11 protein-coding genes are annotated in these 13,267 nt (G+C 68.8%); 6 read left to right on the forward strand and 5 right to left on the reverse strand.

The window, feature by feature from the left end:
* Positions 1 to 14: 14 nt before the first annotated feature.
* The 3 genes from sufD to AB4Z55_RS15650 are packed head-to-tail and all read right to left on the reverse strand — an operon-like array spanning position 15 to position 3,501.
* Positions 15 to 1,202 carry a Fe-S cluster assembly protein SufD gene (sufD, locus tag AB4Z55_RS15640; protein WP_369520052.1) on the reverse strand — a complete coding sequence of 396 codons (1,188 nt, stop codon included), beginning with the start codon at positions 1,200 to 1,202 and terminating at the stop codon, positions 15 to 17.
* Positions 1,202 to 2,650: a Fe-S cluster assembly protein SufB gene (sufB, locus tag AB4Z55_RS15645; RefSeq protein WP_354559540.1), complete on the reverse strand. Its 1,449-nt coding sequence runs from the start codon at positions 2,648 to 2,650 to the stop codon at positions 1,202 to 1,204. Before sufB ends, sufD begins: the two co-directional genes overlap by 1 nt.
* Positions 2,647 to 3,501, reverse strand: coding sequence for a helix-turn-helix transcriptional regulator (locus AB4Z55_RS15650; RefSeq protein WP_369520053.1), 855 nt, complete (start codon positions 3,499 to 3,501; stop codon positions 2,647 to 2,649). The genes sufB and AB4Z55_RS15650 overlap by 4 nt, the downstream gene beginning before the upstream one ends.
* Positions 3,502 to 3,634: 133 nt before the next feature.
* Here AB4Z55_RS15650 and mptB point away from each other — a divergent pair, with 133 nt between their 5' ends.
* From mptB to AB4Z55_RS15670, 4 genes are all read left to right on the forward strand, one after another.
* Positions 3,635 to 5,467: a polyprenol phosphomannose-dependent alpha 1,6 mannosyltransferase MptB gene (mptB, locus tag AB4Z55_RS15655; RefSeq protein WP_248645594.1), complete on the forward strand. Its 1,833-nt coding sequence runs from the start codon at positions 3,635 to 3,637 to the stop codon at positions 5,465 to 5,467.
* A 66-nt stretch (positions 5,468 to 5,533) separates the two neighbouring features.
* Entirely contained in the window at positions 5,534 to 6,565 is a 1,032-nt protein-coding gene (locus AB4Z55_RS15660) for an ABC transporter ATP-binding protein (protein WP_248645393.1), read from the forward strand.
* Positions 6,562 to 7,377 (forward strand): ABC transporter permease, encoded by an 816-nt coding sequence (locus AB4Z55_RS15665; protein WP_004021949.1) that lies wholly within the window; start codon positions 6,562 to 6,564, stop codon positions 7,375 to 7,377. The genes AB4Z55_RS15660 and AB4Z55_RS15665 overlap by 4 nt, the downstream gene beginning before the upstream one ends.
* The gene (locus AB4Z55_RS15670; protein WP_239398621.1) at positions 7,374 to 8,417 is read left to right on the forward strand and encodes a heme A synthase; all 1,044 of its coding nucleotides are present in this window, start codon (positions 7,374 to 7,376) and stop codon (positions 8,415 to 8,417) included. Before AB4Z55_RS15665 ends, AB4Z55_RS15670 begins: the two co-directional genes overlap by 4 nt.
* 12 nt (positions 8,418 to 8,429) lie before the next feature.
* Here AB4Z55_RS15670 and AB4Z55_RS15675 read toward each other — a convergent pair whose 3' ends face one another.
* Positions 8,430 to 8,816, reverse strand: coding sequence for a hypothetical protein (locus AB4Z55_RS15675; RefSeq protein WP_004021951.1), 387 nt, complete (start codon positions 8,814 to 8,816; stop codon positions 8,430 to 8,432).
* Between the two features lie 32 nt (positions 8,817 to 8,848).
* On the opposite strand from AB4Z55_RS15675, the gene AB4Z55_RS15680 reads away from it, so the two are divergent.
* Complete coding sequence (locus AB4Z55_RS15680) at positions 8,849 to 9,823, forward strand: quinone oxidoreductase (RefSeq protein ID WP_369520054.1); 975 nt, start codon at positions 8,849 to 8,851, stop codon at positions 9,821 to 9,823.
* Between the two features lie 7 nt (positions 9,824 to 9,830).
* Here the strand turns inward: AB4Z55_RS15680 and AB4Z55_RS15685 are convergent, their stop codons facing one another.
* Positions 9,831 to 10,826, reverse strand: coding sequence for a heme o synthase (locus tag AB4Z55_RS15685; RefSeq protein WP_086535445.1), 996 nt, complete (start codon positions 10,824 to 10,826; stop codon positions 9,831 to 9,833).
* A 338-nt stretch (positions 10,827 to 11,164) separates the two neighbouring features.
* Between AB4Z55_RS15685 and tkt the strand changes: the two genes are divergently transcribed.
* Complete coding sequence (tkt, locus tag AB4Z55_RS15690) at positions 11,165 to 13,243, forward strand: transketolase (protein ID WP_004021954.1); 2,079 nt, start codon at positions 11,165 to 11,167, stop codon at positions 13,241 to 13,243.
* Positions 13,244 to 13,267: the final 24 nt, after the last annotated feature.

Raw genomic sequence — 13,267 nt, forward strand, 5'->3', positions numbered from 1 at the left:
CTGGTGTCCGGCGGTCAGGCGCCGGCGAGTTCGAGTTCTTGCTCGACCGCGGCGGACAGACGCTCGCGCAGTTCGGGCACACCGATCTTCGCGATCACCTCGCCGAAGAAGCCGCGGATGACCAGGCGGCGGGCCTGATCCTCCGGGATACCGCGGGCCTGCAGGTAGAACAGCTGCTCGTCGTCGAAACGTCCGGTGGCACTGGCGTGTCCGGCGCCGACGATCTCGCCGGTCTCGATCTCGAGGTTGGGCACCGAGTCGGCGCGCGCGTTGTCGGTGAGCACCAGGTTGCGGTTGAGCTCGAAGGTGTCGGTGCCCTCGGCCTCGGCGCGGATCAACACGTCACCGATCCACACGGTGTGGGCCTCGCGGGTCCGGTCGCCCGAGACGTCGCCCTGTAGTGCGCCCTTGTAGACGACGTTGGAGCGGCAGTGCGGCTGGCTGTGATCGACGAGCAGGCGCTGCTCGAGATGCTGGCCCGCGTCGGCGAAGTACAGACCCCACATCTCGACGTCACCGCCGGGTGCGTCGTAGTGCACGATCGGCGACAGGCGAACCAGGTTGCCGCCGAAGCTGATCGCGAAGTGCCGGACCACCGCGTCGCGGCCCGCGCGCACATGGTGCGTCGCGACGTGGACCGCGTCGTCCGCCCAGTCGTGGATGTTGACGACGGTCAGGGCCGCGCTGTCGCCCACGACGAACTCGACGTTCTCGGCGAAGGTTCCGCTGCCCTTCTGGTCGAGGACGACCACCGCGCGGGCGAACGCCTCGAGACGGATCTGGGTGTGGCCGAAGGCGGTCTCGCCCTCACCGGGCCCGGTGACCGCGATGGTGACCGGGTCGGCGAGTTCGACCTCGCGGCCGACGGTCACCACGGTCGCCTGGGTGAACGACGAATACGCCTGGGCGGCAACGCGGTCGAACGGAACGCCGCCCTCGCCGAGTCGCTTGTCGTCGCGACCGACGGTCTCGACGGTCACACCCTCGACGGCCCCGGTCACATCGGTCGTGGCCTCGCCGGTCCGCTGCGCGGAGCCGTCGTGCAGACCGCGCAGACGACGGAACGGGGTGAACCGCCACGCCTCCTCACGGGGACTCGGCACCTCGAAGGCGTTGACGTCGAACGAGGTGAACAGTTCACCCTTGTTGACGACCGGCGCCTGGGAACCTGGGGTGGACACGGGCAGTGTGGGATCGGCCATCAGCCGACAGCTCCTTCCATCTGAAGCTCGATCAGGCGGTTGAGCTCGAGCGCGTATTCCATCGGGAGTTCCTTGGCGATCGGCTCGACGAAGCCGCGGACCACCATGGCCATCGCCTCGTCCTCGGTCAGGCCACGGCTCATCAGGTAGAACAGCTGATCGTCACTGACCTTCGAGACGGTCGCCTCGTGACCCATCGTCACGTCGTCCTCGCGGATGTCGACGTAGGGGTAGGTGTCACTGCGGGAGATCGTGTCCACCAGCAGTGCATCACATTTCACCGTCGACCGGCTGCCGTGCGCGCCGTTGTTGATCTTGATCAGACCGCGGTAGGACGCCCGGCCGCCGCCCCGCGCCACCGACTTGGAGACGATGTTGCTCGAGGTGTTCGGCGCCAGGTGGACCATCTTCGAGCCGGTGTCCTGATGCTGACCCTCACCCGCGAATGCGACCGAGAGGACCTCGCCCTTGGCGTGCTCACCGGTCAGCCACACGGCCGGGTACTTCATCGTCACCTTGGAACCGATGTTGCCGTCGATCCACTCCATGGTCGCGCCGGCCTCGGCCTTCGCGCGCTTGGTCACCAGGTTGTAGACGTTGTTCGACCAGTTCTGGATGGTCGTGTAGCGGCAGCGGCCGCCCTTCTTCACGATGATCTCGACGACCGCGGAGTGCAGCGAGTCCGTCTTGTAGATCGGCGCGGTACAGCCCTCGACGTAGTGCACGTAGGCACCCTCGTCGACGATGATCAGCGTGCGCTCGAACTGGCCCATGTTCTCGGTGTTGATCCGGAAGTAGGCCTGCAGCGGGATGTCGACGTGGACTCCCGGCGGCACGTAGATGAACGAACCGCCCGACCACACCGCGGTGTTGAGCGCGGAGAACTTGTTGTCACCGGCCGGGATGACGGTCCCGAAGTACTGCTGGAAGATCTCCGGGTGCTCCTTGAGCGCGGTGTCGGTGTCGAGGAAGATCACGCCCTGCTTCTCGAGGTCCTCGCGGATCGAGTGGTAGACGACCTCGGACTCGTACTGCGCCGCGACGCCGGAGACCAGACGCTGCTTCTCCGCCTCGGGGATGCCGAGCTTGTCGTAGGTGTTCTTGATGTCCTCGGGCAGGTCGTCCCACGTGGCGGCCTGCTTCTCGCTCGAACGCACGAAGTACTTGATGTTGTCGAAGTCGATGCCCTCGAGCCCCGCGCCCCAGCCCGGCATCGGCTTCTTGTCGAAGATCTTGAGCGCCTTGAGGCGCTGCTCGAGCATCCACTCGGGCTCGCTCTTCTTCGACGAGATGTCGGCGACGACCGCCGGGGACAGTCCGCGCTTGGCGCTCGCGCCCGCGACGTCGGAGTCGGCCCAGCCGTAGCCGTACTTGCCGAGGGCGGCGATCGTCTCCTCTTGCGAGAGGGGCGCCGCTGGGGTCGGGGTGGCCGGATCGGTGACAGTCATCGCGTGGCCTTTCGGGTTGTCGTGGCAGTCGGTGTCGGAGCAGGGGCCGCGCGGCGCGATACGGGCTGGGTATCGGGATCCGCGCCGGCCCCGGGTGGGTCGGGTCTGGCCTCGTGCGTCCCGCCCGGCGGCGGGTGGATCGGCACATGGGTGGTGCAGGCGCAGTCACCGTTGGCGATGGTCGCCAGACGCTGCACGTGCGTGCCGAGGAGTTCGGTGAAGACCGCGGTCTCCGCCTCACACAGCTCCGGGAACTCGGTGGCGACATGTGCCACCGGGCAGTGGTGCTGACAGATCTGCAGGCCGGTCCCGACCTGACGGGTGTTGGTGGAGTACCCGGCGCTGGTCAGCGCGTCGGCGATCTCCTCGACGGTGTCGGCCACCGTCACCGGGTTCGTGCTGGGAAGCACATCGGCGACGATGCGTTCGACGCGCTCCCGGGCGAATTCGGCAACCGCATCGGAACCGCCGAGGTCGCGGAGCTTGCGCATCGCCGCGCCGGCCAGGTCGTCGTACGCGTGCCGCATCTTGCCGCGACCGGACGCCGTCAGCTGGAAGTATTTGGCGGGACGTCCGCGGCCGCGCTGCCCGAAGCCCGGCGAGGCGACCTCGATGTCGCCGGCGCCCTCGAGGGCGTCGAGGTGACGACGGACACCGGCCGCCGAGATCCCGAGACGTTCGCCGATGTCACCCGCGGTGAGCGGGCCGTCCTCGACCAGAAGGGTGACCACGGCCTCGCGTGTCTGACCGTCGTGGTGCGCGTCGGCACCACCGGCCGTTCCCGTGGCGCCCGTACCAGCGGATGGCACGGCGCCGACGCCGCCCGAAGGCAGCACAACATCGTTCCGCATGGTTTTCACAACACGAGTGTGACGTAATTGCTTCCCGCCTGCCAGCAAGGGTGCCCTTATCGCGGGGGGTCGTGAGGCCACCACGTCCGGCGATTACAGTCGTCGTGTGCCCGAAACCACAGCTCCGCGCCGCGTGCCGGACTACTTCGGACTCGTGTGGACCCGACTGCTCGGCGTGCTGACCTATCTCGGGCTGCGCAAACAGCGCCCCGCCGACGCCGTTCCCACCGACACCGATCGCGGCGACTACGGCAAGACCGTCGCCCGCCTCCACCACGACGACGAGCGCGAGGTCGGACCGCTCAACGCCGAGGAGACCCGCCGGCTGCGCCGTATCAAGCTGTTCGGCGCCACCGGTTCGGTCCTCATCCTCATCGGCGCCCTCGGTACCGGGGCGGTGCCCGTGCTGCAGAACCCGGTGGCCGGGATGCGGGTGCTGTCGCTGCCGTCGCGCATGTTCGGTACCGCCCTCGCACTGTCGATCGGCGGTGCGATCACGCTGGTCGTCGCGTGGCTGCTTCTCGGCCGGTTCGCGGTCGGCCGGTTCAGCGTCGAGGTCCGACACGGCCGGAGCCCGGAGCGCCGCATGAGCCGCCGCCAGGCCGACCGGACCCTCATGCTGTGGATCGCGCCGATCATCGTGGCGCCCCCACTGCTCAGCAAGGACATCTACTCCTACCTCGCGCAGAGCGCGATCGCGTTCCGCGGCATGGACCCCTATTCGGTGAGCCCCGTCCGCGGGCTCGGGGTCGACCACATCCTGACCAGGTCGGTCCCCAATCTGTGGCGGGACACCCCGGCGCCCTACGGTCCCTTCTTCCTGTGGATCGGCGAGGGCATCACAAAGGTCACCGGCGACAACATCACCGCCGCGATCTTCCTGCACCGCATCGTCGCGCTGATCGGTGTGGCCCTCATCGTCTGGGCACTCCCCCGGTTGGCACGCCGATGCGGGGTGTCCTCGGTGGCCGCACTCTGGCTCGGCGCGATGAATCCGCTGGTCATCCTTCATCTCGTCGGCGGTATCCACAACGAGGCCCTGATGCTCGGGCTGATGCTCGTCGGCCTCGAGTTGAGCTTCCGTGCGATCTACGGCGCCGAACGATTACGCCGACCCGGAACCCTCGTCCCCACCCGCGCGGGCTGGCTGCTCATCGCGGGGGGCGCGGTGCTCGCGGCGTCGGCCATGATCAAGGTCACGTCGATGCTCGCGCTGGGCTTCGTCGGTATCGCCCTCGCCATGCGTTGGGGTGCCACCCTGCCCGCGCTCCGGCATGCGCCGATCCGCGAGTGGTGGGACCGATCGCGGTGGTCGGTGTACATGCTGAGCGCGTCCGCGGCCTTCTATGTGGTGGTGCTCGGCATCGTGATGATGGGCATCTCGCTCGGCACCGGACTCGGTTTCGGCTGGACCGGCACGCTGTCGACGGGCGAGATCGTGCGCTCCTGGATGTCGATGCCGACCCTGCTGTCGGTGACCACCGGCCGGATCGGGGTCACCCTGGGTCTCGGTGAGCACACCCAGGCGATCCTCGAGGTGGCCCGGCCCATCGGGCAGCTCGTCGCCGCGCTGTTCATCGTCCGGTGGATGCTCGCCACCCTCGGCGGCCGGCTCCACCCGCTCGGCGCCCTCGGTGTGTCGATGGCCACAGTCGTGCTGTTCTTCCCGTTCGTCCAGGCCTGGTATCTCCTCTGGGCCGTCATCCCACTGGCCGCGTGGGCGACCGGCGCCTGGTTCCGGATCTCCACCATCGCCGCGTCGGCGATCATCGCCATCGTGGTCATGCCCACCAGTTCCAACACCAGCGGAGTGGTGCTGGCACAGGGACTTCTGGCAGGCGTGATCATGGTCGCGGTCCTCACCGCGCTGTTCTTCGAAGACCGCGCGCCCGGCCGCCGGCGTCGTCGTGACGAGGCCCCGACCGTCGACCGGGCACCGGCCGACCCGCCGTCGACACGACGTTGAGCACCTGCGTGGTGGGCCGGGTCACCGTTTTTCGTCCCTGGGCTCCGAGCGCCTAGTCTGACCTGTGTGCGAAGCACGACCTCTCGGCAGATCAGCGACGACGATCGAGTGAACGATCGTCGGCTCCGCGATCCCGGGTCGTCATCCGGTGAGGTCGCCGCGGATCGGCCCGGGTCGGCCGGTCTCGCGGTCGAGATCAGCGGCCTGGTCAAACGCTTCGGCGACCGCACTGCCGTCGACCGGCTCGACCTCACCCTCCGTCGCGGCGAGATCCTGGCCCTGCTGGGGCCCAACGGTGCGGGCAAGACGACCACCGTCGAGATCTGCGAAGGATTCACCACGCCCGACGCCGGCACCGTCCGCGTCCTCGGACTCGACCCGGTCGCCGACAACGACGCGCTCCGGCGCCGCATCGGCGTCATGCTGCAGGGCGGCGGCGCCTACCCGGGTGCGCGTGCCGAGGAGATGCTGCGCCTCGTCGCGGCGTACGCGGCAGACCCCATCGACCCGGAGTTCCTCCTCGACGCGCTCGGCCTGACCGAGGTGCGTCGCACCTCCTACCGGCGTCTGTCCGGCGGCCAACAGCAGCGCCTCGCGCTGGCCTGCGCGGTCGTCAATCGGCCCGAACTGGTCTTCCTCGACGAGCCGACCGCCGGCCTCGACGCCCACGCCCGACTCGTCGTGTGGGAGCTGATCGACCGTCTGCGGGCCGACGGTGCGTCGGTGCTGCTGACCACGCACCTGATGGACGAGGCGGAAGAACTCGCCGACCACGTCGCGATCATCGACCACGGGCGGGTCGTCGCCGACGGCACACCCGCCGACCTCACCAGCACCGGCGCGGAGAACGAACTGCGTTTCACCGCACCGCGTGGTCTCGATCTGTCGATGCTGGTCCTGGCGCTGCCGGAGGATTACCACTGCACCGAGGCCACCCCCGGTTCGTATCTCGTGATCGGTCCGATGACGCCGCAGGTGCTGGCCACCGTGACGGCGTGGTGCGCGAAGATCAATGTCCTCGCCACCGATCTCCGGGTCGAGACCCGCAGCCTCGAAGACGTGTTCCTCGACCTCACCGGACGGGCCCTACGACCGTGACCTCCTCCGTTCCCACCGACGCGCAGCGTTCCGGCACATTCCCTGACGGCCTGTTCCGCCCGGCCCCGCGCCCGGCGTCCCTGCCCGCGATGATCGCCGCGCAATCCACCCTCGAACTCAAGCTCCTGCTCCGCAACGGCGAGCAACTGCTGCTCACGATGTTCATCCCGATCACGCTGCTCGTCGGGCTGTGCCTGCTACCGATCGACACCGGCTTCGGGGACGGTCCGGCAGAGCGGGCGGCGCTGTTCGTCCCGGCGATCCTGACCGTCGCCGTGATGTCGACCGCGTTCACCGGACAGGCCATCGCCGTGGGCTTCGACCGTCGCTACGGCGCCCTCAAACGCCTCGGCGCCACGCCGATTCCGCGCTGGGGGATCATCGTGGGCAAATCGATCGCCGTGCTCCTGGTGGTCGCGTTGCAGTCGGTGATCCTGGGCGCGATCGGTGCCGCGTTCGGCTGGCGCCCGAGCCCCGTCGGCCTGCTGATCGGCGCGGTGGTCCTGGCGGTCGGCACCGCGTGCTTCGCGGCGCTCGGTTTGTTGCTCGGCGGCACGCTCAAAGCGGAAGTCGTCCTGGCGCTGGCGAACCTGCTGTGGTTCGCGTTCATCGGCCTCGGCAGCCTGGTCGTCGTCGACTCCAACATCCCCGACGCCGTGCACTGGATCGCGCGGTGCATCCCGTCGGGGGCCCTGAGCGAGGCACTCGAGATGGCCTCCGAGGGTTCGTTCGACGCCTTCGGGGTGGGTGTCTTGCTGGTGTGGGCCGCAGTGGCCGGCACCTTGGCCGTGAGGTGGTTCCGATTCCGATGACATCCGATACTTCGAACGCACCGGCCGGGTCCCGGTCCGGCGCGCGACCCACGTCCACCGACGACGCACCGCGCCCGCTGACCGGTCCGTGGCGGTTCGTCCCCGGCTTCGGCCGGCCGACAGCCCGATTCGTGCACCGTTGGGCCATCGCGCTGCTGATCTCGAACGTGGGCATCGTCGCAACCGGCGGCGCCGTACGCCTCACCGGCTCGGGACTGGGTTGTCCGACCTGGCCACGGTGCACCGACGAGTCCTTCGTGCCGCACGGTGAACTGGGTCTGCACGGCGCGATCGAGTTCGGCAACCGCCTCCTCACCTTCGTGTTGGTCGTCATCGCGATCGCGACCTGGGTGGCGGTCCTGCGCCTCGCCGGGTCCGCACGACGCGACAAGTGGCTGGTCACTCTGATCGCGCTCGGGATCCCCTTCCAGGGGGTCATCGGCGGCATCACGGTGCTCACGCAGCTCAACCCGTGGGTCGTCGCGCTGCACTTCCTGCTGTCCATGGCCTTGGTGTCCGCGTCCACCGTCCTGGTCTTCCGGATGCGCCCGTATCCGACTCCCGCCGCGCCGGACTCGCCCGACCCCGACGCCCCGCCGACCGCGACCCGCCGCCTCGGCATCTATCTCGCCTGGCTCGTCTACGTCGTCACCTGGGCGGCGATCTACCTCGGCACGGTGGTGACCGGCTCCGGCCCCCACGCCGGCGACGCCGACGCCCCGCGCAACGGTCTGGACCCGGGCAATGCGACACAGTTGCACGCTGATGCCGTCTTCGCTCTCGTCGGGCTGGCGATCGCCGCCCTCGTCTACGCGCGCGTCTTCGCGCGTCCGCAGCAGCGGTCGGCCGTGGTGTTCATGCTGCTGCTGCTGTTGCAGGGTCTGATCGGGTTCGTCCAGTTCGCCACCGACCTGCCGATCGCGCTCGTCATCGCGCACATGTTCGGCAGCGCGGTCCTGCTCATCGGAGCCACCTGGCAGCTCCTGGTCGCGCGGGACACGGGCACGAAAAAGGCAGACCCGCTGCGCGAGTCTGCCTGATCGACGCCGACCTCAGAGAATGGCGCGGTTGCGTGCGCGTGGGAACCGCTTCTGCCGCGCGACCCAACCGGCCATCTTGCGGTAGTGCGACGTCGACACCGTCGTCTCCGACGTGAGGTCACGATCCCATTCGGCGATCTCGAGACCGTCGACCGCGTCGACCACTGCCTGCGCCGTGGCGAGGTCGGGAACGACCCGGTCACCGAGGATGCCGTTCGCGTCGCCGACCAGCGTGATACGCACGCCGGCGTCGCCGATCGCCTGGAGGACGACCTTCGCGCTTCCACCCTCGCGTGCGACGAACTTGCGTACCGAGGCGACGACCTCGGTGGGTGCCTCGACCTTCTGCTGCGTGCTCGAGTTCTCGTCGGCGGTGGTGTTCGTCATGGGGGTCAGCATACCGGGACGATTTCGGCGTGTAGAACGGTGTCGTGCGAGCTATCCAGGTGACCCGCCACGGCGGACCCGACGTCCTGACCTTCGGCAGCGTCGACGACCCCATCCCCGCTCCCGACGAGGTGATCGTCCGGACCGCCGCGGTGGGCGTCAACTTCATCGACACGTATCTGCGCCGCGGCCTGTATCCCTCGACGCCGCCCTACATTCCCGGCACCGAGGGTGCCGGCGTCGTCGTCGCGACCGGCTCGGAGGTGACCTCGCTGCAGGAGGGGCAACGCGTGGCGTGGTGCGCGGCGCCCGGTTCCTATGCCGAGCTCGTCGCGGTCCCGGCGTCGAAGGCAGTGCGGGTGCCCGACGCGGTCGACGACGCGGTGGCCGGCTCGTCGCTGCTGCGCGGCCTCACCGCGCACTACCTCCTGGACGGGAGTGCTCGTCCACAGGCCGGCGATCCGATTCTCGTGCACGCCGGTGGCGGCGGTGTCGGACTGATCCTCACCCAGCTCGCCAAACGTCGCGGACTGACGGTCATCACGACGGTGTCGTCCAACGAGAAGGAAGAACTCTCCCGGGCGGCGGGCGCCGACCACGTCCTGCGCTACGGCGACGACCTCAGCTCCCGGGTGCGTGAACTGACCGACGGGCGCGGCGTGCCGGTGGTCTACGACGGTGTCGGCGCCGACACCTTCGAGCAGTCGTTGGCGTCGACGGCGATCCGGGGGATCGTCGTGTTGTTCGGGGCGGCGAGCGGTCCGGTGCCCCCGTTCGATCTCCAGCGGCTCAACCCGGCGGGATCACTGTCGGTGACCCGGCCGACGCTGGCCCACTTCACCGACACGGCCGAGGAACTCGACTGGCGAGCCGGTGAGTACTTCGAGGCGATCGTCGACGGCGGCGTGGAGGTGCGCGTCGGTCAGCGGTACCGACTGGCCGACGCGGCGGTCGCGCACGCCGACCTGGAGGCTCGCGTCACGACAGGCACCACGGTGCTGCTGCCGGCCGGGGTGTGAGCCGGACTCAGAAGTACGACGAGATGGTCTGCAGTCCGACGACCGCGTCGATCGCGAGTCCGCAGAACACGATGGCGAGGTACTCGTTGGACTGCAGGAACACCTTCAGCGGAGCGACCTCGGCACCACGCTTGGTGTCGCGGTAGAGCTTGTGCACGCGCTCCAGGAACCAGCCACCGGCAGCCAGGGCGATCACGGTGTAGATCCAGCTGGTCGCCGGGATGAGCAGGAGCGAGCTCACCACGGTGAGCCACGTGTAGATCAGCATCTGCCGGGTGACGCGTTCCTCGGTCGCGATGACCGGGAGCATCGGCACGCCGGCGGCCTTGTAGTCCTCCTTGTAGCGCATCGCGAGCGCCCAGGTGTGCGGCGGCGTCCAGAAGAAGATGACGGCGAAGAGCACGATCGGCTGCCAGCTCAGCGAGCCGGTGACCGCGGCCCAGCCGACCAGGGTCGGCATGCATCCGGCGGCACCGCCCCAGACCACGTTCTGCCAGGTGCGGCGCTTGAGGATGAGCGTGTAGACGCCGACGTAGAAGAGGATCGTCGCCGAGACGAGCAACGCCGAGAGCAGATTGGCGGCGAAGTACAGCACCGCGAACGACGCCGCCCACAGGAGGAGTCCGAAGATGAGGGCGCTGCGGGTCGCGACGGCACGACGCGCCAGCGGACGCCGGGCGGTGCGCTTCATCTTCTTGTCGATGTCCGCGTCGGCCACCATGTTGAGTGTGTTGGCACTCCCGGCTCCGAGCCAGCCGCCGATCAGCGTGAAAGCGATGACCGCGATGTCGACGTGGCCCCGGTCGGCCTGCAGCATGACCGGGATCGTCGCGACGAGAAGCAACTCGATGACACGCGGCTTGGTCAGTGCGATGTAGGCGAGCACCGTCGCACGCACGCGCCCGGCCCACGACTGATCGGCCGGCGCGACCGGATCGGTCGATACCTGCGGATTCGATGCGGTGTCGGTCGAGTGAGATGCGGCGGAACTGTCCCCGCTCACACGCTCCCCTATCCTCACGAACACTCCTCGTCCGCCCGCACAGACGCCCGCGGGCTACTACAGAGCATGGTAGACGTTTGCCTTTGCGAACCGTGAATCGAGGCGGGGCGACGGCGCGAGCGGGCCCACGACCGGCGACGACACCCGAACTCGCCGGTAACCATCGGTCGCCGCGCAGCGTGTCCCCCGCGCCGATTACTCTGGACTCGTACGCGCCGACGATCGTCGGTTGCCCGAATACGGATAGCCCAGTACCGATCGCCCCGAGTACCGATCACCCAGTACAAGACGGACCGAGTACGAATCGCACCGAGCAGGCACAGGAGACAATCAGCATCGTGGCCGACACAGACGAGATCCGCGCATTGACCACCCCCCGTCACCCGGACGACTGGACCGACCTCGACACCCGCGCCGTCGACACCGCCCGGATCCTGGCGGCCGACGCAGTGCAGAAGTGCGGAAGCGGCCACCCCGGCACCGCGATGAGCCTCGCGCCGCTCGCCTACACCTTGTTCCAGCGGGTGATGCGTCACGACCCGACCGACACCGACTGGGCCGGCCGCGACCGCTTCGTGCTCTCGTGTGGACATTCGAGCCTCACGCTCTACATCCAGCTCTATCTCGGTGGGTTCGGGCTCGAACTCTCCGACATCGAGGCGCTGCGGACCTGGGACTCCCTCACACCCGGTCACCCCGAGTTCCGCCACACGCGGGGCGTCGAGATCACCACCGGACCGCTGGGCCAGGGTCTGGCCTCGTCGGTCGGTATGGCGATGGCCGCCCGTCGCGAACGCGGCCTCTTCGACCCCGACGCCGCACCCGGCAAGAGCCCGTTCGACCACTACATCTACGTCATCGCCTCGGACGGCGACATCGAAGAAGGCGTGACATCGGAGGCCAGCTCGCTGGCCGGCACCCAGCAGCTCGGCAACCTGATCGTGTTCTACGACCAGAACCAGATCTCGATCGAGGACGATACCGACATCGCGCTCTCGGAAGATGTCGCCAAGCGCTACGAGGCCTACGGGTGGCATGTGCAGACCGTGGAGGGCGGCGAGGACGTCGTCGCCATCGAGGCGGCGATCAAGGCAGCCCAGGAGGTCATCGACCGGCCGTCGATCATCTGTCTGCGCACGATCATCGGCTACCCCGCGCCGAACATGATGAACACCGGCATGGCGCACGGCGCGGCCCTCGGCGAAGACGAGGTCGCGGCGACGAAGAAGGTCCTCGGGTTCGACCCGGAGAAGAACTTCGAGGTCACCGACGAGGTGATCGGCCACACCCGCAAGCTGGTCGACCGCGGCGCGGAGGAGCGCACGGCGTGGACGTCGTCGTTCGACGCCTGGGCGGAGAAGAACCCCGACGCGAAGAAGCTGTTCGACCGGCTCACCGCCCACGAACTGCCCGAGGGCTGGACCGATGTGCTGCCCAGCTGGAACGTGGGCGACAAGGACGTCGCGACCCGCAGCGCGTCGGGCAAGGTCCTCGGCGCCCTCGCGCCCGTGCTGCCCGAGCTGTGGGGCGGCTCGGCCGACCTCGCCGGCTCGAACAACACCACGATGGACGGCGAGCCGTCGTTCGGACCGACGTCGATCAGCACCAAGAAGTGGTCGGCGAACCCGTACGGCCGCACCCTGCACTTCGGCGTCCGTGAGCACGCGATGGGATCGATCCTGTCGGGCATCGCCCTGCACGGTCCGACCCGCGCCTACGGCGGCACCTTCCTGCAGTTCGCCGACTACATGCGTCCCGCGGTCCGCCTCGCGGCACTGATGGAGATCGACCCGATCTACGTCTGGACCCACGACTCGATCGGTCTGGGCGAGGACGGCCCGACCCACCAGCCGATCGAGCACCTGGCCGCGCTGCGGGCGATCCCGAATCTCGACGTCGTGCGTCCCGCCGATGCCAACGAGACCGCCTACGCGTGGCAGCACCTGCTGACCCGCCGCAACCACCCGGTCGGCCTGGCGCTCACCCGCCAGAACATCCCGATCCTCGAGGGCACCTCCGCGCAGGGAGTCGCCAACGGCGGATACGTCCTGAGCGACTCCGAGGGCGACCCCCACGTCGTGCTCATCGGCACCGGCTCCGAGGTCCACCTGGCCGTCGATGCGCAGAAGGCGCTGGCGGAGAAGGGAATCAAGGCGCGCGTCGTCTCGATGCCGTGTGTCGAGTGGTTCGACGAGCAGCCGCAGGGCTACCGCGACCACGTGTTGCCGCCGTCGGTTCCGCGCGTGGCGGTCGAAGCCGGCATCGCCATGCCCTGGTACCGCATCGTCGGCGCCGGTGGCGAGATCGTCTCGATCGAGCACTTCGGGGCCTCCGCCGACTACAAGGTGCTGTTCACCAAGTTCGGCATCACCGCCGAGGCCGTGACCGCGGCCGCCGAGCGCGCCGTCGCAGGCTGAGTGCCCACAACCCAAGAGGAGAGA

It is taken from the genome of Gordonia sp. ABKF26, assembly GCF_041103195.1.
GTDB classification, from domain to species: Bacteria; Actinomycetota; Actinomycetes; order Mycobacteriales; family Mycobacteriaceae; genus Gordonia; species Gordonia terrae.

Bases quoted from the DNA above. Each gene is read 5' to 3' on its own strand.
- sufD (WP_369520052.1), bottom strand. From the start codon at position 1,202: ATGGCCGATCCCACACTGCCCGTGTCCACCCCAGGTTCCCAGGCGCCG.
- AB4Z55_RS15650 (WP_369520053.1), bottom strand. From the start codon at position 3,501: ATGCGGAACGATGTTGTGCTGCCTTCGGGCGGCGTCGGCGCCGTGCCA.
- sufB (WP_354559540.1), bottom strand. From the start codon at position 2,650: ATGACTGTCACCGATCCGGCCACCCCGACCCCAGCGGCGCCCCTCTCG.
- AB4Z55_RS15675 (WP_004021951.1), bottom strand. From the start codon at position 8,816: ATGCTGACCCCCATGACGAACACCACCGCCGACGAGAACTCGAGCACG.
- AB4Z55_RS15670 (WP_239398621.1), top strand. From the start codon at position 7,374: ATGACATCCGATACTTCGAACGCACCGGCCGGGTCCCGGTCCGGCGCG.